Consider the following 24,209-nt stretch of genomic DNA (forward strand, 5'->3'; position numbering starts at 1 on the left):
CATAATTCCCTCTCAGCCAGCGACCTGTGGGAAGCCATTCATGAAGTGCCTCAGCTCCATTGTGATCAGTTGCGCCCTGTTCAGCGGCGGTGCCCAAGCCTCCAGCAACGAGGCCTGGAACGAACACCGCCAGCAAATGATCAAGGCGTGCCTGGCCGCCAGCCAGTTCAAGAACGCCCATGCCCGCGGCAAGCCTGCAGAGTTCGATGACCGGGTGGCCATGAGCGCCCTGCTGATTGAAGGCGTGTACCCGCAAAAGCACATGAAGCAGCGCACCGGCACCGAGCTGTGCCTGTACGATCGCCGTCAGCAGCAGGCGTACGTCAGTGAGTGGAGCCCGCAGAGCAAGTGACCGACAGCCTACGTTTCGCCTGCACCGGTTGTGGCAAGTGCTGCACCGGGCATCACGTACCCCTGACCTTGAGCGAGGCCCGCCAGTGGGCGGATGCGGGTGGGCAGGTGGTGGTCCTGATCGAGGCGTTCGTGACGGACGGCCCAGGCATGCCGGCAGAGCAGCGCGACCATGTGCTGCGTCGCTCCCACCCGGTGCCGTGCGGCAGTGGTGAGGCCCGGGTGTCGGTGACCTTCGCCGCCTTCAACCCAGGCCGTTGTCGCAACCTGGATGACAACGACCTGTGCACCATCTACGAGCAACGGCCGCTGGTGTGCCGTATCTACCCGGTAGAGATCAACCCGCATATCCCGCTGCGGCCGGAGAGCAAGGACTGCCCACCCGAAGCCTGGCAGCAGGGCCCGCAACTGATTCACGGCACACAGTTGCTGGATGCTGGCCTGGAGGCGTTGGTGCAGGCATCGCGCCAGGCTGACCGTGACGACATCGCCGCCAAGGTTGCGGTGTGCCAGAGGCTGGGCATGACCACCAGCGCGGTGAAAGGCAATGGCTTTACCGCCTACCTGCCCGACATGGGCGCTTTCGCAACGGCCCTGGCGCAGGTTGCAGAAACCGACGGTGAGCACTGGACCTTGCATGTGGAGAATGAAGCACTGGTTTCAGACTTGCAGGCCTGGGGGATGCAAACCACCAGCGAACCGCCTGTTTATTACGCTTTTATCGGGTTCTGAACGCCCCTATTGGTCGCGCGCGCCTGCCCCAGGCGTAACGGGCGATGGGCTTGAAAGGCTCTAGCCCGCGCCTTCACGCCTTGAACGCTACCTGTTCGACGAAGATAGTTACCTTTCATGCAAGAGTGCTTATCCAACTTCGCTCTGTTTCCAAGGCCGGTGAAGGGCTAACTTCAGCCCTGTCCTCATTAACACTTGCACCGCAAGAAGGTAGTTACAAATGTCCAACAGTATGGGTATTGCCAGCGTCTTCGTCCTGTCTTCCCTGTTGTTGTCACCCCTGGCCATGGCCGAAGAATCCCCGGCGTTCGTCGCCCGCAATGCAGCATTCGCCAGCACCCACGAAGAGGCTCGCGAAGCCGTTGCCACACAACAGCTGGATACCGTGAAAGGCGCAAAACAGACCGCTGCAAAAGCTACCGTGGATGCCAATGCCGACAGCTGATGCCGCTGTGCGGAGGTGGGCCCTGGGTGACATGGCCAGGGTTTGTGTCGATATGTTAGCCTTTGAAAGCCGCTGCCGATCAGCGGCTTTTTTTATAGGCGCTGGTTTTCTGCCCGGCCCTATCGTCTCTTGATATAAAGCGCAACTATCGACAACAAAAACTGCCCCACCGACAGAAACAAGGAGCTTGTCCCGGTGCCTTCCGCGTTCCGTTTTACCCCGTTGTTCATTGCATTGACTGCAACTATTCCATGCGCCGCCCAGGCAGATGACAGCCCGGGCCAGGGTTTTGTAGAAGGCTCGTCCCTGAACCTGAACCTGCGCAATGCCTACTTCAACCGCGACAACCACAACCCCGGCGTTCGCGACAAACGTGAATGGGGCCAGGGTGCCGTGGCGCGTTTCGAATCGGGCTATACCCCCGGCACGGTCGGCTTTGGTCTCGATGCCCACGCCATGTTGGGGCTGAAGCTGGACGGCGGTGGCGGTTATGCCGGTACCAGCATCCTGCCTGCCCATGTCAAAGCTGATGGCGAACTGGGCGCCGCCCCGCGTTCATTCTCCACCGCGGGGGCTGCGGTGAAGCTCAAGGCACTGGATACGGAACTGAAAGCCGGCGACCTGTTCCTGACCAACCCGGTGATCGCCGGTGGTGAAACCCGCATGCTGCCGCAGACCTTCCGCGGCGTCAGCCTGAGCAATCACAGCATCGACGGCCTGTTGCTCGAAGGTGGCCAGGTGAGTTTCACCAAGCCATACAACCAAAGCGGGCACCGCCGCATCGACAGCTACTACGGCACCCTCGACGGCCACGACAAAAGCCGACACCTGAGCTGGGCCGGTGCCGCCTGGACCGGCACGCCAAGCATCACCACCAGCCTGTATGCCGCCGAGCTCAAGGACATCTGGAACCAGTACTACGCCGACTTCGACTACACCTACGTGGTCAACGAGCAGCTCAGCCTCAACCCCGGCGCGCACTTCTACCACACCCAGAACACCGGCAGGGCGTTGCTCGGGCGCATCGACAACAATACCTACAGCCTGCACCTGACGTTGAACGCCGGGCACCACAGCGTGACGGCGGCCTACCAGCGGGTCAACGGTGACACGCCGTTCGACTACATCAACCTGGGTGACAGCGTGTACCTGGACAACTCGCGCATGTACTCGGACTTCAACGCGCCCAACGAGCGCTCGTGGAAGCTGCAATACGGCTACGATTTCGCCGGCCTGGGCGTGCCTGGCCTGAGCACGTCGCTGTCGTACTCGCGGGGCAAGGCAGACCTGACCAAGGCCGACCAGGGCAATACCCACTACGACTACTACCGCGCCGACGGCAAGAACGCCACACACTGGGAGCGCGACCTGGATGTGAAATACGTGTTCCAGGAAGGTGACTTCAAGGACCTGTCGGTATTGCTGCGCTACGCCACCCACCGTGGCAGCCAGGGCTATGCGTCCATCGACAGCAACAGCGACAACGATGAAGTGCGGGTTATCGTCGACTACCCGTTCAACGTGTTCTGACCTTGGTCTGCCGCCCCTTGAACTGAACATGCGGCAGTGCTGAACACTGCCGCATGGGGATTCTGTCGGGCAAACTTGTCCGACAATCCACAGTTCCCTAGAATGTCGCCGCCGCGAATGGCCCTGCCCCTGCAGTAGCGAACATGCCAACCCCCTCACCGCGTTTCGCACTTCACAGGTCACACCCCGAACTGGCGCTTACCCTGGGCAGCTGCGTGGCCGTGCTGGCGATCGTAGCCATCGTCAGTTACCTGCTGGCCCGTGAGCGGGACAGCGTGGAGCTGTCGGCCGTGCGCTCGGCCAACAACATCGTGCAGCTGATCGAAAGTGACATTTTGCGCAATGCCGAGCTCTACGACCAATCCCTCAAGGGCCTGATATGGGCCGTTGGGCGTAGCGAGCTGCCGAGCATACCGGGCCCGCTGCGCCAGCGCCTGCTGTTCAACGAAGCGTTCGTCGACCGCAAGCGCGGGGACGTGCTATGGCTGGACAAGCAAGGCGATGTGGTGGGGGACTCCACCAGCACTGTGCCACGCAAGGCCAATTTCGCCGATACCGGGGTGTTTCAGGCCCACGCGCGCAACGACAGCCTGGGCTTGCTGGTTGGCCCACCGTTCAAAGCGCGGCTGGGTGGGCTGGACTGGTGCATCAGCTTCAGCCGGCGCATCACGGGGCCTGGTGGCGAATTTGCCGGTGTTGCCGCCGGTGCCCTGCGCCTGTCTTACTTCGTGGACCTGTTCCGCAGGTTGGACATTGGCGCGGACAGCAACATCAACCTGTTCAATACCGATGGCCAGCTGCTGGCGCGTCAACCCGCACGCGCGCAGGACCCACCCATCGGCAGCAATTATGCAGACCGACCGAATTTTCGCCGCATGCTCAGCCAGCAGAGCGGCAGTTTTACTGCGGCGTCGGCAACCGACGGTCGCCCGCGCATGTACACCTTCGCCAGGGTCGCGCAACTGCCCCTGATCGTGCTGGTGGTGCATTCTGCCGACGACGTATTCGCCTCGTGGCGCCGCACCGCCATCATGGTCAGTGTCGCCACGGGCCTGCTGTGTGCAGGCATCCTGTGGCTGACGCTGCTGCTGGGCCGAGAACTGCGTCGGCGCCACCAGGCTGAACAGGGCCTTGCCGCCCTGGCTGCGACCGACAGCCTGACCGGCCTGGCCAACCGCAGGCGGCTCGACCAGGTGCTGCGCCAGGAATGGGCGCGTACCCAGCGCAACCGCAAGCCACTCGCCGTGCTGATGGTGGATGTGGACCATTTCAAGGCATTCAACCAGCGCCACGGCCATGCAGGTGGCGACCATGCCCTGCGCGAGGTAGCCAAGGCCATCGAGGCGTCGATCAGGCGGCCTGCCGACCTGGCAGCACGTTACGGCGGTGAGGAATTTCAGGTGGTATTACCGGAAACCGACGAGGCGGGGGCGATGCTGCTGGCAGAGAGAATACGCGCCCAGGTTGAGCGGCTGGCGCCGTTTGGCCAGGACACACAACCTGTCACGGTGAGCATTGGCGTCAGTGCACACACGGCAAACACCCAGCATGACCTGGCAGGCCTGCTGGGTGCTGCGGATGAAGCGCTCTACAGGGCTAAAGCCAATGGCCGCAACCGTGTCGAGGGGCCTGGCCGTTAAGAGCCAGCGCGGGCGGAGTCACGCAGGGCTTTCACTTGGTCGTGGTTGCGCTGTACGCCTTGCAGTTGCTTCTCAACCAGCGCATAGGCGGTGTCGGTAGCTGCACGGCCAAGCTTGACCAGTTTTTCGCGGGCTTCTTTGTAGGCCTTCAGAGCGTGGTCTTCACCACGTTCCACTTCGTTGAGAACAGCCTTTTCGTCTTTGCCGGTGAGCATGGACTTGAAGTTTACCCAGCCACGGTGCAGGTCACCGCTGACGCTGGTGGAAGTCTCAGGGTCGCCGCCCAGGCGACGCACTTCGCTTTGCAGCTCTGCTGCTGCGTTGGCGCACTCGCCAGCACGTTGGCCGAAGAATGCCTTGAGCTCAGGGTTCTTCACATCGTCGGCCGATTCACGGAAACCCTTCTCGCCGTCTTTGCTGTACTCGATCAGGTCGTTCAGTACATCCACAACGTCTTTGTTCGGGTTGCTCATGGCAAAACTCCTTGGCAGGTGGTAGTGCTCTAGATAAGAGCAGCGATCGTGCCAACCTGACCAATAAATAAAACTCTATATATATCAATGATTTAAATGATGACCGTAAACTCTCGGCAGCGGCGTTCTGCATGATTGCGACTTTGGCGCTCGTGCAGATTGCAGTATCGTCACCGCATCAATCGGACCCCGTGAACAGACATGAACCCAGAAACCCTGGAATTACTCGTTACCCGCACCATGCCGTTCGGCAAATACCAGGGTCGCGCCATCGCTGACCTGCCGGGAGACTACCTGGCCTGGTTTGCCCGAAAGGGTTTCCCGCAGGGGGAACTGGGTGGGTTGCTGGCATTGATGCACGAAATCGACCATAACGGCCTGGGTGAGCTGCTGGTGCCATTGCGGCACAAGCATCAATCACGCTGACGCGTCCATGCCTTGGGGCGGCGGAATGGCCCCAGGGCATGGGTGAAAAGTGAACGGGTCAGCCTTTGGCGGGCGCCACGGCCAGTTCTACCTGCTCGCTCTTCTTGATTACCGCGTAAATCACTGCCGTCACCAGGCTACCCGCCACAATTGCCAGCAGATAAAGCAAGGCATGGTTGATGGCATTGGGGATCAGCAACACGAACAGGCCACCGTGGGGCGCCATCAGCTTGCAGCCAAAGTACATCGACAACGCCCCGGTGAGCGCGCCGCCCGCAATGCTGGCGGGGATCACCCGCAGCGGGTCCTTGGCGGCGAACGGAATCGCACCTTCAGAGATAAAGCACAACCCCAGCGCCAATGCAGCCTTGCCCGCCTCCCGCTCGCTTTGCGCGAACTTGCGACGCGCCAGGAAGGTGGCGATACCCAGGCCAATCGGCGGCACCATGCCCGCCGCCATGGTGGCCGCCATGGGTGCGTAGCTGGACGAAGCCAGCAGCCCGACCGAAAACGCGTAGGCCGCCTTGTTGATCGGCCCGCCCAGGTCCACGCACATCATGCCGCCCAGCAGTAGCCCCAACAGGATGGCATTGGTGGTGCCCATGCTGTCGAGGAAGTGGGTAAGGCCTTCGAGCATGGCCGCCACCGGCTGGCCAACTACGTAGATCATCACCAGGCCAGTGAAGAGGCTGGCCAGCAACGGGATGATCAGGATTGGCTTGAGCGCTTCCAGGCTGGTGGGTAGCCGCGCCCAGCGGGCAATGGCTTTTGCGCTGTAACCGGCCAGGAAACCCGCCACGATACCGCCGATAAAGCCTGCGCCCAGGGTACTGGCCAGCAGGCCGCCAATCATGCCGGGGGCCAGCCCGGGGCGGTCGGCGATGGACCAGGCGATGTAACCGGCCAACAGCGGCACCATCAACTTGAAGGCGGCTTCGCCACCGATCTGCATCAAAGCTGCAGGCAGGGTACCGGGTTCCTTGTATGCCTCGATGCCGAACACGAACGACAGTGCAATCAGCAGGCCGCCCGCCACCACCATGGGCAGCATGAAGGACACACCGGTCAGCAGGTGCTTGTACACCCCGGTTTTCTCGCCCTTGGCCGGGGCGGCAGCTGCCGCATCGGCAGCCCCTTCCACTTTCGCCTCGGCCAAGGCCTTGTCCAGGGTGGCTCGCGCCTGCTTCAAGGCGATGCCGGTACCGCAGCGGTAGATGCGCTTGCCGGCGAACCGCGCCGTGGGCACTTCGATGTCGGCGGCCAGCAGCACTACATCGGCCGCCGCGATGGCATCGGCAGACAACGGGTTGCGCGCGCCCACCGAACCTTGGGTCTCGACCGTAAGCTGGTAGCCCAGCTGCTGCGCAGCCTGCTGCAAAGCCTCCGCTGCCATGAAGGTATGCGCAACGCCGGTCGGGCAGGCGGTGACGGCCACGATGCGTACGGCGCTATGGGTGGCGAGCGCGGTTTCGGGCGCAGCGGCAGCCAACAGGCTGGCATTGGCGGCGGCTTCATCCAGAAAACCTTCGCGGTCGGCCAAGGCCTGGGACGGCGTACTCTGGTAGACACGCTTGCCCACAAAGCGGCTCAGGTCCACAGATCCGGTGCTGACCACCAGCACCCAGTCGGCCTCGGCGATCTGTGCAGCGCTGAGCTGGCGCTCCGGGTGCTCGGTGTCCTGCACCTCGACGCTGGTGCTCCAGCCGCGGCGCTGGGCAGCGGCGGACAGCAGCCGCGCACTCAGCACGCTCGACACCTGCCCGTTGGGGCAGGCGGTGACAATGGCAATGTTCATCGGCAACCCTCTTGTTGTTCTGTCAGTTGCACCCCGGCTTCCAGGTGCGCCAGTTGCGCCTGGTCGCGGATGCCGAAGCCCACCTGGGTGACGGCCTGGGCCGCGATGGCGGTGGCCCGGGCCAAGGTTCGGGCAGGGGCCTCATGCTGCAGCAGGCCGTGCACCATGCCCGCCACCAGTGAATCGCCGGCCCCGACGGTACTTGCCACCGTCACCTTGGGCGGTACAGCGGCCAGGGTTGTCCCTTGGCTGAACCAGCGCACGCCCTGCTCGCCGGCAGACACCACCACGTGCTCGATACCGGTTGCCAGCAAGCGCTGGGCAGCTTCGCCCTGCTGCGCGGGCTCATCCACGGCCAGGCCGAGCACTTCGCCCAGTTCTTCGGTATTGGGTTTAACCAGCCATGGCGCGCTCTGCAGGCCTGCACGCAGGGCCTCGCCGCTGCTGTCCAGGGCCACTTTCAGGCCCTGCGCCTTGAGCGTGTCGAGCAGTTGCCGGAACCAGTGCGGGTCTACGCCACGGGGCAGGCTGCCGGCGACCACCACCGCATCATGGCCGTGCGCCACTTGCAGCAGCAGACGCAACAGGGCGCTGCGGGCGGCGTCGTCGATTTCAGGGCCTTGGCCGTTGATGTCGGTAACCCGGCCGTCGGCTTCGACCAACTTGAGGTTGCTGCGGGTTTCACCGGGCACGCGCACGAAGCAGTCGGCAAAGCCGCGCCAGTCGATCAGGGCTTCAAAAGCCTGCAGGTTGTCCTGCCCGAGGAAGCCGGCAACAGTTACGCTGTGCCCCAGGTCGGCCAGCACCTGCGCCACATTCAGGCCCTTGCCGGCGGCGTGGCTTTGCTGGGCGAGGCTGCGGTTGACGTGCCCGGGGCGCAGGGTGTCCAGGCCAATGGTGATATCCAGTGCCGGGTTCAGGGTAAGGGTCAGTATCTTGGCCATTCAGTAACGCTCCACCAGCGCACGCACCGCTGCGGCGCTGTCTTGTTGCAAGGCCTCCTGCGCCAGGGCGCGGGCCGTCGAATAATCGGCCTGGCGCACCAGTGCCTTGACCTCGGCGATGCTGCGCGAAGCGACGCTCAGCTCGTCCACCTGCAGCCCCAGCAGCACGGCAACCGCTTGCGGGTCGGCGGCCAGTTCGCCGCATACCCCTACCCATTTGCCATGGGCATGGGCGGCGCGTACGGTCATGTCGATCAGGCTGAGCACTGCCGGGTGCAGGCCGTCGGCCTGGGCCGACAGGCTGGGGTGGCCGCGGTCGATGGCCAGGGTGTATTGGGTCAGGTCGTTGGTGCCGATGCTGAAGAAATCCACTTCGCGGGCCAGTTGCGGCGCCAGCAGCGCTGCCGACGGCACCTCGACCATGATCCCCAGCTGCAGGTCTGCCACCGGTATTTCCGCCCGCAGGCGCTCGACCATGGCCCGTGCCTCGCGCCACTCATGCACCTGGCCGACCATGGGGAACATGATGCGCAGCGGGCGGTTGTCGGCGGCACGCAACAGGGCGCGCAGCTGGTCTTCCATCACCTGTGGGCGCTGCAGGGTCAGGCGCACCCCGCGCACACCCAGGAAGGGGTTTTCTTCGGCAGCGATCGGCCAGTAGGGCAAAGGCTTGTCGCCGCCCACGTCCAGGGTACGCACCACCAGCGGGCGGCCGCCCAGGCCGTCCAGCACCCGGCGGTACTCAGCCTCCTGGGTGGCGACGTCAGGTGCCTGGGGGTGGGCCATGAAAATCAGCTCGGTACGCAACAAGCCCACGCCTTCGGCGCCTTGGTCGACCACCTTGGCGATGCCGCTGCTCTCGCCGATGTTGGCGAACACTTCGATGGCGTGGCCATCACGGGTGACCGCAGGTTCCAGGCGTTTCTCCCACGCCGCCTGCAGGCGTTGCTCGCGCAGGTCGCGCTCGGCCAATGCCCGCTGCAGGTCTTCTGCCGGCGGGGCGACATTGACCACGCCGCGCTGGCCATCCAGCAACAGCGGCGTGCCGTTTTCCAGCAGCAGCATCGCGGCACCTGCACCCACCACTGCCGGAATGCCCAAGGCCCGGGCCACGATGGCACTGTGTGCGGTGGCGCCCCCTTGAGCGGTGACGATACCGGCGACCCGTGCCGGGTCCAGGCGGGCGACGTCAGACGGGCCGACCTCGGTCATCACCAGCACGTAGGGCTGGTCAGGCTCGGCCTGTGCCTTTATGCCACACAGCTGGGCGAGTACCCGGCGGCCCACGTCGCGCAGGTCGGCCGCACGCTCGGCCAGCAAGGCATCATGCAGGGCCTCCTGCTGGCTGGCGGCGGCTTCGATCACGGCCATCCAGGCAGCGGCGGCGCTCTCGCCCTGCCCCAGGCGCTGTTCGACGTCATCGGTCAGGGCCGGGTCGGCGAGCATTTCCTGGTGGGTGACAAAAATCTCGCCGATGCTCGCCTCGCTGCGTTGCACCAGCGCCTGCAAGTCGGTGTTCACACTGGCAATGGCATCGCGCAGCTTCTGGCGCTCGGCGCTGCACGACTCGCCACGCAGCGGGTAGTCGAAAGCGCGTTCGGTGACCACATGGGCTGGCCCGCAAGCGATGCCCGGCGCAGCGCCCACGCCCTGCACACGGCTGCCCGGCGCGGGCGCCCGCAACACCTCTGGGGCCGGGGTGCTTACCGGGGCCGGGCTGGTTGGCAGCGGCTCGACGTCTTCACCCAGGCCCTGTTCGATGGCGGCAAGCAGCACCGGCAAGGCGTCGGCAGCAATGTCAGGCTCGGCCACCAGTTCCAGTTCCTGCCCACGGCGGGCGCCCAGGCTCAGCAGCTTGCTCAGGCTCTTCACCGACACGGCGGGCTGGGCACTGTCGACCAGGCGTACGCGGATCTCGCCTTCAAAGCCCTTGGCCAACTGCGCTAGCACCTTGGCCGGACGGGCATGCAGGCCATGGGGGTTGGCCAGCACGATGCGCGCGCTGGGCCAGTCTGCTGGCGCCTCGCCACCCAACACCTGGAGCACGGCCCGGCTGCTGGTCGCCTGGTACAGCGTCTGGCCACGGCCTTCGATCAGCACTTCGCACAGGCGTTCCAGCAGGGCCTGGTGCGCCGCACCCAGGCTGGCCAGGCAGAACAGGCCGTTGAGCGGCTGGTCGCGGTAACGCAGCGGCTGCTGCGGGGTCACGAAGGCCAGGCCTGGCTGGCGGACCTGGCGCTCGCTGTGCAACCACCACAGGCCTTCGCCCAGGGGCAGAGGCTCGGCCTGCTGCAGCACGGCGGCAAAACCGCTGTCCACGCACTCGGCACGCTGGAGCAGGCGAGCGCCGCGCCAGGCCAGTTCGTCGAAATCTTCAGCGGCCAGGTTCAGGCCCACCAATTGGGCGTCCAGCGCCAGTTCCTGAGGGGCGCCTTGCAGCAGCTTGAGCAGCGCGTCGGCCGTGCTGGCCCGGCGCAACGCCTCGGCCAGGTCGGTTTCGCCCAGGGCGCGGGTCAACAGTTGCAGCAGCCGCAGGTGCTCGTCGGAGCGGGCAGCAATGCCAATGGCCAGGTAGACCCTCTGGCCATCACCCCAGTCCACACCTTCGGGGAACTGCAACAGGCGCACACCGGTGGCGAACACCAGATCGCGGGTTTGCGGGGTGCCATGGGGGATGGCGATCCCCTGGCCGAGGAAGGTGGAGCCTTGCGCCTCGCGGTCCTGCAAACCTTGCAGGTAACCGTCGGCGACCAGCCCGTCAGCAACCAGCCGGTCCGCCAGCAGGCGCAATGCGTGCGCCTTGTCTGGGGCCGTCTGGCCCATGGCTATCTGCTCTCTGGCGAGCTCGAGCATGACCTTCTCCTTTTGCAGTTCCCGAGGTGGGTACTGGAGTATTGTTGTGAAATTCACGGAAATGGCCAGCTCAACAGCCTTGCACAGAGGGCAGCCGAGGCAGAAAATTCGGAGGCTGAAACGTTTAACCTGACCAGGCGGCCACGTTACTCGATAATCTTCCGAGGAAAAAGCCCCATCCTGTCGGACAATTGCGACAATAGTCGTCTGCGCCGCAAGCCACCCGCCAGGCAGAATGCCCGGCCAACGCTTATAGCCAGCCCCGGTAATAACAAGGAAAATTCGGTGAAACTCAGCGATATCGCCCGTCTGGCCGGTGTGTCCGTGACCACTGCCAGCTACGTCATCAATGGCAAGGCCGAACAGCAGCGCATCAGCAACACGACCGTGGAACGGGTTCGTGCGGTGGTGGAGGCCCATGGCTTTACCCCCAACCCCCAGGCGGCCGGGCTGCGCAGCCGGCATACCCGTACCCTGGGCTTCATCCTGCCGGACCTCGAAAACCCCAGCTACGCCCGGATCGCCAAGCAGCTGGAACAAGGCGCCCGGGCCCGCGGCTACCAACTGCTCATTGCCAGCAGCGACGACCAGCCTGACAGCGAACGGCAACTGCAGCAGTTGTTCCGGGCGCGGCGTTGCGATGCCCTGTTCGTCGCCAGTTGCCTGCCGCCCGAAGACCAGAGCTACCGCGAACTGCAGGACAAAGGCCTGCCGGTGATCGCCATCGACCGTAGCCTGGATCCGGCACACTTCTGCTCGGTGATCAGTGATGACCGCGATGCCAGCCGCCGGCTGGCAGCCAGCCTGCTGAGCGCATCGCCCAACAGCATCGCGCTGATTGGCGCGCGCCCGGAACTGTCCGTCAGCCAGGCCCGCGCCGGCGGTTTTGATGAAGCCTTGCAGGGTTACACCGGCGAAGTGCGCCGTTATCAGGGCGATGCGTTCAGCCGTGCCTGCGGCCAGCAACTGATGCAGCAACTCATCGATGACCTGGGTAGCCTGCCGGACGCCTTGATCACCACGTCCTACGTACTGCTGCAGGGGGTGTTCGATACCCTGCAGGCATGCCCGCCCGGGGCCCGTCAGCTACAACTGGGTACCTTTGGCGACAACCAGTTGCTGGACTTCCTGCCGCTTCCGGTCAACGCCATGGCCCAGCAGCACGGCCAGATTGCGGCGACGGCGCTGGAGCTGGCATTGGCCGCTATCGAAGAACAACGCTACCAGCCCGGGGTACACGCGGTTGGCCGTACCTTCAAGCAGCGCATCACCCAGGCCTGACCATGCGCCTGATCGATACCCACACCCACCTGGACTTCCCCGACTTCGATGCCGATCGCGCAGGCCTGCTGGCCCGCGCGACGGCGCGTGGCGTAACGAGGATGGTGGTACTGGGGGTGTATCAGGCCAATTTCCAGCGGGTGTGGGACCTGGCCTGCGCCGACCCGCGCCTGCCCGCAGCGCTGGGGCTGCACCCGGTATACCTTGAGCAGCATCGGCCAGCCGACCTCGAGCACCTGCGAGGGTGGCTCGAGCGCCTGCAGGGCGACCCTCGGCTGTGTGCGGTAGGTGAGTTCGGCCTGGACTACTACCTGCCGCACCTGGACAAGGCGCAGCAGCAACACCTGTTCGAATCGCAGCTGCAAATGGCTTGCGACTTCCAGCTCCCCGCCCTGCTGCACGTGCGCCGCAGCCATGCCCAGGTGATCGCCACCCTCAAGCGCTACCGGCCGGCACGGGCCGGTATCATTCATGCGTTTGCCGGCAGCTACGAAGAAGCGCGCGAATACCTCAAGCTGGGGTTCCGCCTTGGGCTCGGCGGTGCCGGCACCTGGCCGCAGGCGCTGCGCCTGCGCAAGACCCTGGCCAGGCTGCCGTTGGACGCCGTGGTACTTGAAACCGACGCGCCCGACATGGCCCCTGTTATGCACCCGGGCGTGCGCAACAGCCCGGAGCACCTGCCAGACATTGCCCAGGCGTTGGCCGAGGTGATGGGGGTGGAGGTGCAAGCGCTGGCCGATGCCAGCACCCGCAATGCCTGCCAGCTATTCGGCTGGCAGGCGTTGCAGTAACGCCGGGTATAGCGCTACCTGCAATTCAGAGCAGCACGGTCAACAGCGCGAACACCGCATACCACAGCACCCCACAACGCAGCACCAGCTCCCACAGGCTATCCAGCCGGCCGAGCCCACGTTCGGTGTCTTCTTCATCGGGGATATCGTCAGCAATGCGCCCAACGCGGGCAACTAGGTGCGCAGCGCTGATGTGCCAGTTCAGTACTTCATGGAGCATCACCCGGGTGACCGCGACAAAATTGCCCACCAGGGCAAAGCTCAACGCCACCACACGCACGGGTAGCCAGTCCATGATATGGCGCAGCTGTTCTGCACGGGTTTGCAGTGCAGGTTGCCTGCTGTGCTCGGTGCACAGCGCCAGCAGCCGATAGGCCAGCGCGGCGGCGGGGCCCAGTACGAAGTACCAGAAAATGACGGCGAAAAAGCCTTGGTACACCTGCCATAGCAACTGGCTCTGCACCCGCTCCATCAAGCTGCGCGGCCCGTCGGCCACCAGGCCAAGGTCGCGCTCTGCCACATGCAGCGCCGCCTGGTCATCGCCCCGGCGCCAGGCATCACGCAACAACCCCAGCGGCGCTTTGACGTCGCCACGGCCCAGGCTGTAGATGAGTACCAGCAGGTGCACAGGCAGGGCCAACAGGCCATAGGCGACCGGCTCTAGCACGTGCAGTAGCAGCACCAGCAAGGCGACCGGTGCCAGCACCACGGTAGCCAACACCCACCCTGGCTGCCGCTGGCCGCTGCGCTCAAGCCGCGCCAGTTCGCCCAGGAAGAAGCCGTCGCGCTGCACCCCGTGGCGCATGGCCGAAAACTTCTCGAACCACAGCGCCATCAACAACACCAGAAAACTCATGCCTTGCCCTCGCCGTAGTGCAGCGCCTCGCGGTAGCGCGACCAGTCGAATGCAGGGCCTGGGTCGGTCTTGCGCTGCGGGGCAATGTCGCTGTGGCCGGTAATGCGATCCACCCCAATGGCAGGCCAGGCGCTGCGGATAAGCCGGGTCACCTGTTCCAGTACCCGGTACTGGGCATCGGTGTAGGGCAGCTCGTCGGTGCCTTCAAGCTCGATGCCGATGGAAAAGTCGTTGCAGCCTTCGCGCCCGTCGAAGCTGGACACACCGGCGTGCCAGGCGCGGTCGCACAATGACACGAACTGCGTCACGGCGCCGTCACGTTCGATGAACAGGTGCGCGGATACCGTCAGGTGGCAGATGCCTGCAAAGTACGGGTGCTCATCCGGGTCCAACCGGTTCTGGAAAAACTGCTGCACCTTGCCACTTCCAAAGCACGCAGGTGGCAGGCTGATGTTGTGGATAACCAGCAGGGAGATAGGCTCGCCCTGCGGGCGCGCATTGAAATTTGGCGAGGGGCAGTGCGTGATTCCGTCTCCGTGGAACCAACCACTGGCACGGTCCAATTGCATGGGGCAGATCCTGAAAAGCGCCAGACAGGGGCACAGTATGCCCTGCGGCCATCGCCATTGGCATGTGAATGATTGTAATGCGGCCTACTTCAGGTCATGCAGGCTTTTGATCACCGCATCGAGCGCCCGGTCGAACAAGGGTCCGTCGTCCAGCACCCGTACGGTGCCCTGTTGCAGGCCCAGGCCCAGGCCGGCGACGTCCCACTCGCGCACTTTCATGCCGGCGTGGTTGGCGAACACCAACCTGTCGCGGCTATCGATGCGGGCTACCAGCTTGCAGCGCTGGGCTTCCTGTTCGTCCAACACCTCAATCCAGGTACCGATACGCAAACCGTTCACCTGGCTCAGCGGGCCATTTGCCACGCGAGGCATCACGGCGCCTTCCTCTTGCGCCGCATCGAGCATGATGTCTTGGGCAACCAGAACATCATCCTCCGAGGGCAGTTGTTCGCCGGCGCAAGCGCGCAGGTGCAGCTGTTCCAACTGCAAGAAGAAGTCGCGGGTTGTGGCCGAGTCGGTCGCCACGCTGGCAAGGCCCTCACGCAGTGCTTTCAGAAGCGCGGGCACCTGCTGCACCAGCGCTTCGGGTTCATAAGGCGGGGTTACGCTGGCAAGCAGCGTGTCCAGGGTGTGTACTGCCGTGCGCCAGGCCCACGACGCCTCACCCTGTTTCAACCACGCCAGCATCAGCACCTGGCTCCAGTGCTGCACCAGCATGTGCACCACGCCCTGCGGCAGCACACGCCCGCGCAAGCGCTGGTTCAGCACCGCTTGAACCTGCCGCCTGGCCTGGAGGGCCTGGACTCGCCCCTCTTCGGCGTCACGCGTGCGCTGCTCGAACAGCTCGTTACGGCGCCGCTCGTGCTGGTTCTGGCCGAGGAACTCTTCAAGCAGCTCGGCGAACAGGCGCGGGTCTTCAGCGAAGTCGTTGAGAACGCGCTGCACAATCCGCTCCACTCGCAGTTGCAGGGTGCCACCCAGGCCGTTCTTGTCGTGGTTGCAACCCAGGCTGGCCGCGGCGATTTCGTTGAGCAAGCGCCGGGCCGGGTGGCCAGGCCGGCTTAGCACGCTCTTGTCCAGCAACGCGACCTTCAGCAGAGGAATTTGCAGGCGCTTGAGCAGCGAGCGAAGAACAGGCGGGAGATTTTCATCGCAGCCGATAAACGTGAACACGCGGCCCATGAGGTTGATCATGTCTTCGTCGGCCGGGTGAATTCGCCGGCGCGTACCACTGCGCACGCTCACCCTCAGCAGCAGTTGCTCAAGCTGCTGCCCCAGTTCGAACTCGTCGATGGCTTCTGGGCCTGGCACGTAATGCTGCAGGTGTGACAGCAGTCGCAGCACGTCGGCGGTGTCGACGGGCTGCGCGTTGCCGTTGGCCTGCAACCGCGGGGCAAACAGCCCGCGCGATCGCGCCAGCAATGGCTGCAAGGTGTCGAACAGCAAATGGCCGGAGGCATCGGCGGCTATCGCGCCTTCACCTTCGTCCAGCGGCTGGCGCACTGGCAACTGGCGGTCCTCGGCACGGCGGCGCGGGCTGGGCGGCAAATGGCTCAATACCCCGGCGGCGGCCATCAACCGGTTGACTTCGTCATAGATGACGTCCGCATCACGCAGCACGTAGCGCTCGAACAGCTTGAGCAACACATCCTTCACCCGTGCTGCCACGCCCAGGCTACGGACCGCATCGATGAAATAGCCACACAGGGCGGCAGGCGCCAGCGGGTTGAGCTGTTCAGGCAGGGGCCACTCCAGCAGGGCCTGAAAGCGTAGCCCCATGTGCTGCAGCGCGGTGGCGTCGCGAGCATTGACCCTGGCAACCATGGCGTCGATGGTGGCGGTGAGTTGAGGATGAACCGCACGGCGTACGGGCGCAGGCACCATCAAGCCACCCACCAGGTCGTTGTCGCCCAGGCGGGCGAAGCGGTCATGGAAGGTGTCTATGACCCCGCGTTCAATACTCTTGCGCTTGAGGCGCAGGTCGCGCATGGCTTCGAAGTACAGGTGCTGGCCGCCGCGATCGGCCGCCTTGTCTGCCATTTCGAACAGCGTGTCGTCGGCATTGTCGAACAGGTCGTGCAGGCCTTGGCGCAGTTGCAAGGCGGCCTTGTCACGCACCTGCAGCAACAGCACGGGCAGGCCGGCCAGCGGCGGGCGTCGTCCTTGATCGCTGGCTGCCGCCAGAGGCACAACCTTGCCCTCTTTGCGCATCCTGTACTCCTTGCAGGGTCTGGCCGTTCATGGCCCTTGATCGTCAAAGCTATGACGCCAAATAACGGACGCCATTATCAGCAAAAAATTCCACTGCTGCCAGCACCGTTTTCCTAGGGACAGTGACCTGCATTTATCAGAAATGACTCCCTGCACGTGACCAGAGGTTGTCGCCCATGCGGCTGTACACACCTGCGCCCTGCCCTATAATCGCCGGCATCTAGCTTGTGGAGCCGAACATGCCGAACCTACGCCTTGCCGACCTGACCGCTGAAATCGAAGCCAATGTGCGCCGCGCGTTGCTGGAGGACATCGGCAGTGGCGACATCACCGCGCAGTTGATCCCGGCCGAGCGCCTGGCCAAAGCGACCATCATCACCCGTGAGGCGTGCGTGATCGCTGGCACTGCGTGGGTGGATGCGGTATTCCGGCAACTGGACCCGCGCGTTGCGGTGCATTGGCAAGTAGCCGACGGTGACCGTGCCCAGGCCAACCAGCCGCTGTTTCACCTGGAGGGGCCGGCGCGGTCGCTGCTCAGCGGTGAACGCAGTGCCCTGAACTTCCTGCAGATGCTGTCCGGCGTGGCTACCCGTGCCCGGCTGCTGGCCGACCTGGTGCAGGGCACCCAGGTGCGCCTGCTGGACACCCGCAAGACGCTGCCGGGGCTGCGCCTGGCGCAGAAGTACGCAGTCACCTGCGGCGGTTGCCACAACCATCGCATTGGCTTGTACGACGCGTTCCTGATCAAGGAGAACCACATTGCCGCCAGTGGTGGCGTGGCCGAAGCGGTAACCGCCGCGCACCGCATTGCCCCAGGCAAGCCGGTGGAGATTGAGGTAGAAACCCTGGACGAGTTGCGCCAGGCGCTGGCGGCGGGCGCCGACATCATCATGCTCGATGAGCTGAGCCTGGACGAGATGCGCGAGGCGGTGGGGATCACTGCAGGCAAAGCGAAGCTGGAAGCCAGCGGTGGGGTCAGCGAGGAAACCCTGCGGGAAATTGCCGAAACGGGCGTGGACTATATTTCGATCGGTGCAATGACCAAGGACGTAAAGGCGGTCGACCTGTCGATGCGCCTCAGCCTGTAGCACGGGGCCGCCAAGCGGCCCCGGCTTGCCAGGTCAGAAGGCGGCGTTGGCCAGGCCGTCGAGGTAACGCTCGACGTCCAGCGCGGCCATGCAGCCTGCACCCGCCGACGTGATCGCCTGACGGTAGACGTGGTCGGCTACGTCGCCAGCGGCAAACACACCTTCTACGTTGGTGGCGGTAGCATTGCCTTCGCGGCCACCGCTGACCACCAGGTAACCGTCCTTCAGGGTCAACTGGCCCTCGAACAGCGAGGTGTTCGGGGTGTGGCCAATGGCGATGAACACACCGTCGACCTTCAGCTCGTCGCTGCTGCCGTCGTTGTTCTTCAGGCGGGCACCGGTCACACCCATGTTGTCGCCCAGCACTTCGTCCAGCGTGGCGTTGAGCTTGAGCTCGATCTTGCCTTCGGCAACGCGAGCGTGCAGCTTGTCGACCAGAATCTTCTCGGCACGGAAGGTGTCACGGCGGTGAACCAGGGTCACCTTGCTGGCGATATTGGCCAGGTACAGCGCCTCTTCCACGGCAGTGTTGCCACCACCTACCACGGCTACCGGCTTGTTGCGGTAGAAGAACCCGTCGCACGTGGCGCAGGCCGACACGCCCTTGCCCATGAACGCTTCTTCGGAAGGCAGACCCAGGTAGCGGGCACTGGCACCGGTGGCAACGATCAGGGCGTCACAGGTGTAGGTGCCGCTGTCACCTTTGAGGGTGAACGGCTTGTTGGCCAGATCGACAGCGTTGATGTGGTCGAACACGATTTCGGTCTCGAAGCGCTCGGCGTGCTCCTGCATGCGCTGCATCAGCGCCGGGCCAGTCAAGCCGTGGGGGTCACCCGGCCAGTTGTCGACTTCAGTCGTGGTGGTCAGCTGGCCACCGGCCTGCATGCCGGTGATCAGCAGCGGCTTGAGGTTGGCACGGGCGGCATACACTGCTGCGCTGTAACCGGCAGGGCCGGAACCCAGAATGATGACGCGCGAATGACGTACTTCGGACATGTCGAACTCCTGTCGAGCGGGCTGCGAGGCCGGCCATGATGGACCGGCCCGGCCAGCTGTGGAAATAAAAGGGGCCCGCGCAGCACCTTGGGGAAGGCTACGACGCGCAGGCCCGTAAAGCTGAAAGTTGAGCGCACTGTAGCGAGGTGGCAAAGATTAAGGAAATATCCTTCGACAATCCACCTCATAGCCATTGTCTATACGGTGAATTTGCCAGCTTTCCGTGGTCTACGGGTTTGTTACCAGCAGTTTCCCGCCAGCGTGTTGCCTTTGGTGCAGGCGGCAAACTCGGGTAAGGTCAGCGCGTTTTCAACTCTCTGCGGAGTACCCCGATGCAAGCCCCCGTCCTCTCCGGCCCCCAGTATCTGCGTGAAGGCCTGAAACTGGTGCTGAGCCCCAACCTGCGGCTGTTCGTGCTGCTGCCACTGGCCGTGAACCTGTTGCTGTTCGGTGGCCTGATCTACTTTGCCGGCCATCAGTTCAGCCTGTGGGTAGACACGCTGATGCCTACCCTGCCCAGCTGGCTGAGCTTTCTCACATACATCCTGTGGCCTTTGTTCGTGGCGCTGGTCATCCTGATGGTGTTCTTCACCTTTACCCTGGTGGCCAATGTAATCGCCGCGCCCTTCAACGGGTTTCTGGCAGAAAAGGTCGAAGTGGTGGTACGCGGCCAGGACAACTTCCCGGCGTTCAGCTGGGGCGAGCTGGCAGCCATGGTGCCCCGCACCCTCAGCCGCGAAATGCGCAAGCTGGGGTATTTTTTGCCGCGGGCCATTGGGCTGTTCATCCTCTCGCTGGTCCCGGTGGTGAACGTGGTGGCTGCGCCATTGTGGTTGGTTTTCGGCGTCTGGATGATGGCCATCCAGTACATCGACTACCCGGCAGACAACAACAAGATGAGCTGGCAGGACATGCTCGCCTGGTTGCGCAGCAAGCGCTGGCAGAGCCTGGGGTTTGGCGGGGTGACTTACCTGGCGCTGCTGATCCCTGGGGTGAACGTGCTGATGATGCCGGCGGCGGTGGCCGGCGCCACCTTGTTCTGGGTGCGGGAGAGGGGGAGTAACCGCGTCACAAAGCCGGCCAATCAGACCGCCTGATGATCACGCAAGCGATGCCCTTTCCAGATGGCGATCGAGGAAGGCATGGACGGGCTTATCGATCTTGCCGACTGGCCGTGACACCTGACGCTTGGAGATGCCGGTCATGCCCATGGCCTTGACTAGCTCGTCCACCGAACGCGTGGAAGCGCCTTGGATGTGGGCTTCCTGGATCACCGCCGCCATGTCCTTCTCGGCTGTGCCACGAGGCTCAAGAAAGCCTCGGAAATAGCCCCCCTGACGCGGTTTGGGGATCTTTGCCATCGCGGAACCGCAGCGCGAACAGCCCTATGCCGGGCACGCCCCACTAGCAACGCAGCGGGGCCATCCACGCTATAACATCTGCTTACACTTGCACGCTCGACGGAACGCTTTTTCGGGGGCATGGTCCCGATACCCCCAGCCCATACCGACGGGCGTAATGTTCGAACAACAAAAAATAGCAGGATCCAATCTTGCAGCTACGTCATCAGCCTTACGTGCGACATCCTGCAATTCGAAGGAGAGGTTACGCACGCTTGAAGTATCGACATCACTCTACCGCTCGAACCACCCGCTCCATAGCAACAACCTTAGCCAAGTGACTTGAATCACCTGATAGCGGTCGGCTGTGCGCTCGGCACGGCGTCCACCGCACTCAAAACTCACGACATGGATGTCAACTCTTCTTGATAGAGGGGATATTCCTACATGGAATTTCGCAACCTGACGCCATTTGACGTCATGTGCCTCAGCGCACTGGATTTGCAGCACACCGAACATCCCGTCATCGCCATGAAAGTGGGCTATCGTCTTCAGCCGGCAGCCGATAGCCCGGGTCAACTCTGCGCCGTTGTCATGGATCGTGATCCGCTACCCCTGTGTCGGGCCGACCAATACTACGGTGAAGAAGGCCGGAGTAGCGTTCGCGAAGAAAGCGACCTCGCCCCGTTCAAGCCTCGCTGCGATGTGATCATCAATGGGCATGCCCATGCGCCGGGAGGCAGACCAACCCAGTTCTGGGAGGCAGGGGTTCGCCTGAGCGCCCCTGCATCGCGACCGGTCTTGCACGTAGAACCCCCAAAACCTTGGCGACCGGGCGCGCCGCTGACCGAAGAACAACTGTACGCCTTCCGTGACGCCAAACGGGACGCTGAGCACCGAATGGCAACTGCTCCCACCCGCGAGGTGTTCTTGGACAAACGCCTCCGTTTTTGTGGGCCGCGCCGATTTGAAAAAGGTTTCTTCGGCTGGTCCATCACCGATCCAGAGCCTGCTTTGACCGTCCCGCTGCAGTGGGAGTATGCGTTTGGTGGAAGCAGCGTTATCTATCCGTCCAACGAGCAAGTGTGCAGCCCAGAGAATCGCCCCGTTCTCAATGAAGTCTGCTACAGCAATCCGCTTGGTCGAGGCTGGCTTCACGACCACCACATCAAAGCAGCACGCAACGCTGGCGAACTTATCAAGCAGTTGCCCGCTCCGCAGATCGAAGCTATCGACAGTCAACTCACGGGGCCGTACTTCTGCGAGAGGCGCGACGGGGACGTAACCGCCAGTGAAATGCGCGATGCCGCGGATAGCTACCCCATTCAACCTGCCGGATTTGGTGTTGTAGGGCGCCCATGGGCACCTCGCCTGGCGCTAGCCGGTACTTATGACGATGCTTGGCTCCAGGAACGCTCACCCGGCCTGCCCGAAGACTTCGATTTTGCCTACTGGAATGGGGCCCCGGTCGACCAGCAAATCGCCTTTCCGCCCCCAAATCTAAGCATTGAGCTGTTCAACCTGGTAGATCCCCGTTTGAGCAGCAATGGGCGCGCCTGCGTGGAGCTCCCGGGTCATCGCCCGTTTGTCCTGCTTCGCCTGCATAACGGCGTAATGCTTCCACTTCCCTGTCTAACTGACACGCTACTGATCGATACCGATGCGATGACGCTTTCGCTCACTCATCGCATCAGCTTTCCCAAGGGGATCGATCTGCGCGTGCTGGAAGCACGGTTCGAAGTAGACCCCAACGCGCCGCTGCTGAAGCGCAAATCCCGCAATTCCAGTGGGAAAGCGGGGGATGCCCGCCATGGCTGAGAACGTTATTGCTCGTAAGCAAAGCAAGTGGACGGTAGTGAGTATTGCCCCGGACGTTTGCAAGACCCCGATGGGGGGAGCGACACCCCCCGTTCCCTACCCCGTGACTGCCGAGCTGCAAATCGCGGAGGGAACAGCCAAATCCGTGCGGGCCAATGGGAAGCCCGTGGTGGTCTTTGACATGAGCCTCATTCCGACCACTCAGGGTGACCAAGCCGGTGTCGCTAACGGCATCAAAAGCGGCACAGTGGGTGCGAAGTGCTATCCCAAGGAGAAAAGCAGTACAGTTCGTGCGGAGGGGAAATTAGTTATCAGGCATGGCGACCTATTTTGGATGAATGGGAGCTGATGACTAATGGACAACTCAAACATTGATCCAGGGGTTCATCACCTCCGAGGCATTCATGTCCCACTTCCCAAGAATCCCAATAGCGTGGGCAGTTGGGATGACATGTACATCGAGGACGCGGGGAACGGCAAGGTTCGCATTGACGTATACGGCAAAGATCCTCAAGGAAACCCGCGTCATAGCGTGGACGAACTGGATGAAGAAACTTATGAAAGGATACGAGCCGATCTGATCCGAAAAGAGCAAGCGACGCTACCTGCCTTCTCGTCGATCAAATCAGGGAACACGATAGGTCGGCTGATCGGCGAAACAGCGCCGAGCACGTTGCCCGCAGTCCACGCAAATCCTCCGATAGAAGCAGAGACAGAAGATGAAGGCATCACAGGAGAGCAAATCCTAGATGGCATACAAATCGGACTAGACGTCATCGGTCTCACCCCTGTAATCGGCGAGGCAGCAGATATAATTAATGCTGGCGTAAGCCTCGCGCGAGGTGACATTGTTGGCGCAGGTCTGTCGTTACTGTCAGCGATCCCGTTCGCCGGCTACCTAGGCTCTGCTGGAAAAATAGGGCGTCATGGCACTAAAGCAGCTGCAATGGCATCCAATGTAACAAAAAGTTCTGAGCACATCGCAAGAAAGACTGCAGGTGGCGCAGGGAAGAACGCCTCTGGCGACGGAGCTAAAATCCAACCGAGAAAGCTTGACCCTGGCAGCCCCGAGCACAAAGCGGGCGCATGGGAAAGATATCAAAGTCGCGGAGGGAAGAAGGATCTAGACGCTTGGAGCAAACAGTATGACACCAACATGCGCAACTACCAGTATGGCCTGGCCCGAGAGGCGCAGTATCGAAAGACGTTGCGCGCACAAGAAGGCACCCTCCAAACCCCAATAACCAAACGTCAGATCGACATACTAAAGGAAAAAGAAATGTATGCAGGCCAACTTAAGACCGGCAAAGTAAGCCTCACAAAAGAAAATCAACTGGCCATTCAGAAAGATGCACTTCTAGTAGAGCAGGGATGGACAGTAGAACACATCCTTGAAAAAGGAGCCAGCAAACCCTACCTAGAGGCGCTTGAAAAAGCAGGAATACGATACAAAACCGGCCCACAGATCCCTCAGTGAGAGAACGCCTCGTGAACATAAATAAAATCGACGCAGAAGAAGATTTCGATGACTTCCTAATGGCCATGGACGACCAACTTGAGTGGCTAGAAGAACAGGCCTCAGAATTAAACCTAGAGCTCGGCATCTCAAAAAACACACCTGAACTTCTTGAAGCGCTGTTCGACAGAATGTCAGAAGGCATGAACGATGATAACAAGGACCGTCTGCTTGTGATCTTTGGCAGGTATCTTGGCGAATTTGTCCGCATCACTTACGGAGGGAAATGGACACTTCCCCTCGACGATGAGAAAAATATAAACTTCAATACCCCAGTTATTGTAGGACATTCTAAATTTGAGGGGCTTGAGTTCTCACCAATAAGAACCATGCGCGCCTACTCTCTCCGGAAGAAGCCCGGCATGATCAGAAAAATTATTCACAGCGACATCAGCCCGCAGATTCTTGACCTGAGCAAGGTAGCATCCAAAGAAAAATTGCCCGACAACGACAGAGAAAACTAGAATAGCGAACGTATAAAAGAGTAAATCACTATAGGAGCAAGAGCCCCCCGGTGTCAGGGTAGTTGTCGTGCCCCCCCGCTTTTTGAAAAG

General features: G+C 62.5%; 22 protein-coding genes and 1 pseudogene. 14 read left to right on the plus strand and 9 right to left on the minus strand.

What is annotated here, in order from left to right:
- Positions 1-40 precede the first annotated feature (40 nt).
- The 5 genes from IAE38_RS13395 to IAE38_RS13415 all read left to right on the plus strand — a co-directional run bounded on the left by IAE38_RS13395 (position 41) and on the right by IAE38_RS13415 (position 4,698).
- Entirely contained in the window at positions 41-352 is a 312-nt protein-coding gene (locus tag IAE38_RS13395) for a hypothetical protein (protein ID WP_201217952.1), read from the plus strand.
- On the plus strand, positions 349-1,083 hold the full coding sequence (locus tag IAE38_RS13400) for a YkgJ family cysteine cluster protein (RefSeq protein WP_201213835.1): 735 nt from the start codon (positions 349-351) through the stop codon (positions 1,081-1,083). The genes IAE38_RS13395 and IAE38_RS13400 overlap by 4 nt, the downstream gene beginning before the upstream one ends.
- Before the next feature lie 220 nt (positions 1,084-1,303).
- Positions 1,304-1,528, plus strand: coding sequence for a hypothetical protein (locus IAE38_RS13405; RefSeq protein WP_201217954.1), 225 nt, complete (start codon positions 1,304-1,306; stop codon positions 1,526-1,528).
- Between the two features lie 195 nt (positions 1,529-1,723).
- On the plus strand, positions 1,724-3,058 hold the full coding sequence (locus IAE38_RS13410) for an OprD family porin (protein WP_201217955.1): 1,335 nt from the start codon (positions 1,724-1,726) through the stop codon (positions 3,056-3,058).
- Positions 3,059-3,201: 143 nt separating this feature from the next.
- Positions 3,202-4,698 (plus strand): sensor domain-containing diguanylate cyclase, encoded by a 1,497-nt coding sequence (locus IAE38_RS13415; RefSeq protein WP_201217957.1) that lies wholly within the window; start codon positions 3,202-3,204, stop codon positions 4,696-4,698.
- Here IAE38_RS13415 and IAE38_RS13420 read toward each other — a convergent pair.
- Entirely contained in the window at positions 4,695-5,171 is a 477-nt protein-coding gene (locus IAE38_RS13420) for a ferritin-like domain-containing protein (RefSeq protein ID WP_201217959.1), read from the minus strand. The genes IAE38_RS13415 and IAE38_RS13420 overlap by 4 nt on opposite strands.
- A 201-nt stretch (positions 5,172-5,372) precedes the next feature.
- Here IAE38_RS13420 and IAE38_RS13425 point away from each other — a divergent pair, with 201 nt between their 5' ends.
- Positions 5,373-5,597, plus strand: coding sequence for a DUF3820 family protein (locus IAE38_RS13425; RefSeq protein WP_201217960.1), 225 nt, complete (start codon positions 5,373-5,375; stop codon positions 5,595-5,597).
- 58 nt (positions 5,598-5,655) lie between these two features.
- Here IAE38_RS13425 and IAE38_RS13430 read toward each other — a convergent pair whose 3' ends face one another.
- The 3 genes from IAE38_RS13430 to ptsP are packed head-to-tail and all read right to left on the minus strand — an operon-like array spanning position 5,656 to position 11,189.
- Positions 5,656-7,392, minus strand: coding sequence for a PTS fructose-like transporter subunit IIB (locus IAE38_RS13430; protein ID WP_201217962.1), 1,737 nt, complete (start codon positions 7,390-7,392; stop codon positions 5,656-5,658).
- On the minus strand, positions 7,389-8,336 hold the full coding sequence (pfkB, locus tag IAE38_RS13435; RefSeq protein WP_201217963.1) for a 1-phosphofructokinase: 948 nt from the start codon (positions 8,334-8,336) through the stop codon (positions 7,389-7,391). Before pfkB ends, IAE38_RS13430 begins: the two co-directional genes overlap by 4 nt.
- Positions 8,337-11,189, minus strand: a complete 2,853-nt coding sequence (gene ptsP, locus IAE38_RS13440; protein WP_201163760.1) for a phosphoenolpyruvate--protein phosphotransferase — start codon at positions 11,187-11,189, stop codon at positions 8,337-8,339.
- Between the two features lie 285 nt (positions 11,190-11,474).
- Here ptsP and cra point away from each other — a divergent pair, with 285 nt between their 5' ends.
- Together cra and IAE38_RS13450 are read left to right on the plus strand one after the other, a co-directional pair.
- Positions 11,475-12,470 (plus strand): catabolite repressor/activator, encoded by a 996-nt coding sequence (cra, locus tag IAE38_RS13445; protein WP_201217965.1) that lies wholly within the window; start codon positions 11,475-11,477, stop codon positions 12,468-12,470.
- 2 nt (positions 12,471-12,472) lie between these two features.
- Positions 12,473-13,261, plus strand: a complete 789-nt coding sequence (locus IAE38_RS13450; protein ID WP_201213817.1) for a TatD family hydrolase — start codon at positions 12,473-12,475, stop codon at positions 13,259-13,261.
- Positions 13,262-13,286: 25 nt separating this feature from the next.
- On the opposite strand, the gene ampE is transcribed toward IAE38_RS13450, so the two are convergent.
- The 3 genes from ampE to IAE38_RS13465 all read right to left on the minus strand — a co-directional run bounded on the left by ampE (position 13,287) and on the right by IAE38_RS13465 (position 16,897).
- Entirely contained in the window at positions 13,287-14,117 is an 831-nt protein-coding gene (ampE, locus tag IAE38_RS13455) for a regulatory signaling modulator protein AmpE (RefSeq protein WP_201217967.1), read from the minus strand.
- Positions 14,114-14,686, minus strand: a complete 573-nt coding sequence (ampD, locus tag IAE38_RS13460) for a 1,6-anhydro-N-acetylmuramyl-L-alanine amidase AmpD (RefSeq protein ID WP_201217969.1) — start codon at positions 14,684-14,686, stop codon at positions 14,114-14,116. Before ampD ends, ampE begins: the two co-directional genes overlap by 4 nt.
- A gap of 84 nt (positions 14,687-14,770) precedes the next feature.
- On the minus strand, positions 14,771-16,897 hold the full coding sequence (locus IAE38_RS13465; RefSeq protein WP_201217971.1) for a DUF1631 domain-containing protein: 2,127 nt from the start codon (positions 16,895-16,897) through the stop codon (positions 14,771-14,773).
- A 239-nt stretch (positions 16,898-17,136) separates the two neighbouring features.
- Between IAE38_RS13465 and nadC the strand changes: the two genes are divergently transcribed.
- Entirely contained in the window at positions 17,137-17,985 is an 849-nt protein-coding gene (gene nadC, locus IAE38_RS13470; protein ID WP_201217973.1) for a carboxylating nicotinate-nucleotide diphosphorylase, read from the plus strand.
- 33 nt (positions 17,986-18,018) lie between these two features.
- Here the strand turns inward: nadC and trxB are convergent, their stop codons facing one another.
- Entirely contained in the window at positions 18,019-18,981 is a 963-nt protein-coding gene (trxB, locus tag IAE38_RS13475) for a thioredoxin-disulfide reductase (RefSeq protein WP_201163755.1), read from the minus strand.
- Between the two features lie 332 nt (positions 18,982-19,313).
- On the opposite strand from trxB, the gene cysZ reads away from it, so the two are divergent.
- Positions 19,314-20,078, plus strand: a complete 765-nt coding sequence (gene cysZ, locus IAE38_RS13480; protein WP_201217975.1) for a sulfate transporter CysZ — start codon at positions 19,314-19,316, stop codon at positions 20,076-20,078.
- 21 nt (positions 20,079-20,099) lie between these two features.
- Here cysZ and IAE38_RS13485 read toward each other — a convergent pair.
- Positions 20,100-20,342 (minus strand): annotated as a pseudogene (locus IAE38_RS13485) (transposase); the annotation flags it as partial.
- Positions 20,343-20,768: 426 nt separating this feature from the next.
- Here IAE38_RS13485 and IAE38_RS13490 point away from each other — a divergent pair.
- Genes IAE38_RS13490 through IAE38_RS13505 form a run of 4 tightly spaced genes read left to right on the plus strand, consistent with a single transcriptional unit; the run spans position 20,769 to position 24,119 of the window.
- A complete protein-coding gene (locus tag IAE38_RS13490) occupies positions 20,769-22,139 on the plus strand; it encodes a DUF2169 family type VI secretion system accessory protein (protein WP_201217977.1) in 1,371 nt (456 codons plus the stop codon).
- Positions 22,132-22,488, plus strand: a complete 357-nt coding sequence (locus IAE38_RS13495; protein ID WP_201217979.1) for a DUF4150 domain-containing protein — start codon at positions 22,132-22,134, stop codon at positions 22,486-22,488. Before IAE38_RS13490 ends, IAE38_RS13495 begins: the two co-directional genes overlap by 8 nt.
- 6 nt (positions 22,489-22,494) lie before the next feature.
- On the plus strand, positions 22,495-23,616 hold the full coding sequence (locus IAE38_RS13500; protein WP_201217981.1) for a hypothetical protein: 1,122 nt from the start codon (positions 22,495-22,497) through the stop codon (positions 23,614-23,616).
- Positions 23,613-24,119 carry a hypothetical protein gene (locus IAE38_RS13505; protein ID WP_201217983.1) on the plus strand — a complete coding sequence of 169 codons (507 nt, stop codon included), beginning with the start codon at positions 23,613-23,615 and terminating at the stop codon, positions 24,117-24,119. The genes IAE38_RS13500 and IAE38_RS13505 overlap by 4 nt, the downstream gene beginning before the upstream one ends.
- The last annotated feature ends 90 nt before the right edge of the window (positions 24,120-24,209 follow it).

Source organism: Pseudomonas sp. S32 (genome assembly GCF_016648095.1).
Lineage (GTDB): Bacteria > Pseudomonadota > Gammaproteobacteria > Pseudomonadales > Pseudomonadaceae > Aquipseudomonas > Aquipseudomonas parafulva.

Excerpts from the sequence above, each read along its gene's own strand:
- ampE (WP_201217967.1), bottom strand. The coding sequence starts at position 14,117 with ATGAGTTTTCTGGTGTTGTTGATGGCGCTGTGGTTCGAGAAGTTTTCG.
- IAE38_RS13420 (WP_201217959.1), bottom strand. The coding sequence starts at position 5,171 with ATGAGCAACCCGAACAAAGACGTTGTGGATGTACTGAACGACCTGATC.
- ptsP (WP_201163760.1), bottom strand. The coding sequence starts at position 11,189 with ATGCTCGAGCTCGCCAGAGAGCAGATAGCCATGGGCCAGACGGCCCCA.
- IAE38_RS13425 (WP_201217960.1), top strand. The coding sequence starts at position 5,373 with ATGAACCCAGAAACCCTGGAATTACTCGTTACCCGCACCATGCCGTTC.
- IAE38_RS13450 (WP_201213817.1), top strand. The coding sequence starts at position 12,473 with ATGCGCCTGATCGATACCCACACCCACCTGGACTTCCCCGACTTCGAT.
- IAE38_RS13490 (WP_201217977.1), top strand. The coding sequence starts at position 20,769 with ATGGAATTTCGCAACCTGACGCCATTTGACGTCATGTGCCTCAGCGCA.
- cysZ (WP_201217975.1), top strand. The coding sequence starts at position 19,314 with ATGCAAGCCCCCGTCCTCTCCGGCCCCCAGTATCTGCGTGAAGGCCTG.
- IAE38_RS13405 (WP_201217954.1), top strand. The coding sequence starts at position 1,304 with ATGTCCAACAGTATGGGTATTGCCAGCGTCTTCGTCCTGTCTTCCCTG.
- trxB (WP_201163755.1), bottom strand. The coding sequence starts at position 18,981 with ATGTCCGAAGTACGTCATTCGCGCGTCATCATTCTGGGTTCCGGCCCT.
- nadC (WP_201217973.1), top strand. The coding sequence starts at position 17,137 with ATGCCGAACCTACGCCTTGCCGACCTGACCGCTGAAATCGAAGCCAAT.
- IAE38_RS13395 (WP_201217952.1), top strand. The coding sequence starts at position 41 with ATGAAGTGCCTCAGCTCCATTGTGATCAGTTGCGCCCTGTTCAGCGGC.
- ampD (WP_201217969.1), bottom strand. The coding sequence starts at position 14,686 with ATGCAATTGGACCGTGCCAGTGGTTGGTTCCACGGAGACGGAATCACG.
- pfkB (WP_201217963.1), bottom strand. The coding sequence starts at position 8,336 with ATGGCCAAGATACTGACCCTTACCCTGAACCCGGCACTGGATATCACC.
- IAE38_RS13495 (WP_201217979.1), top strand. The coding sequence starts at position 22,132 with ATGGCTGAGAACGTTATTGCTCGTAAGCAAAGCAAGTGGACGGTAGTG.
- IAE38_RS13430 (WP_201217962.1), bottom strand. The coding sequence starts at position 7,392 with ATGAACATTGCCATTGTCACCGCCTGCCCCAACGGGCAGGTGTCGAGC.
- IAE38_RS13500 (WP_201217981.1), top strand. The coding sequence starts at position 22,495 with ATGGACAACTCAAACATTGATCCAGGGGTTCATCACCTCCGAGGCATT.
- IAE38_RS13465 (WP_201217971.1), bottom strand. The coding sequence starts at position 16,897 with ATGCGCAAAGAGGGCAAGGTTGTGCCTCTGGCGGCAGCCAGCGATCAA.
- IAE38_RS13415 (WP_201217957.1), top strand. The coding sequence starts at position 3,202 with ATGCCAACCCCCTCACCGCGTTTCGCACTTCACAGGTCACACCCCGAA.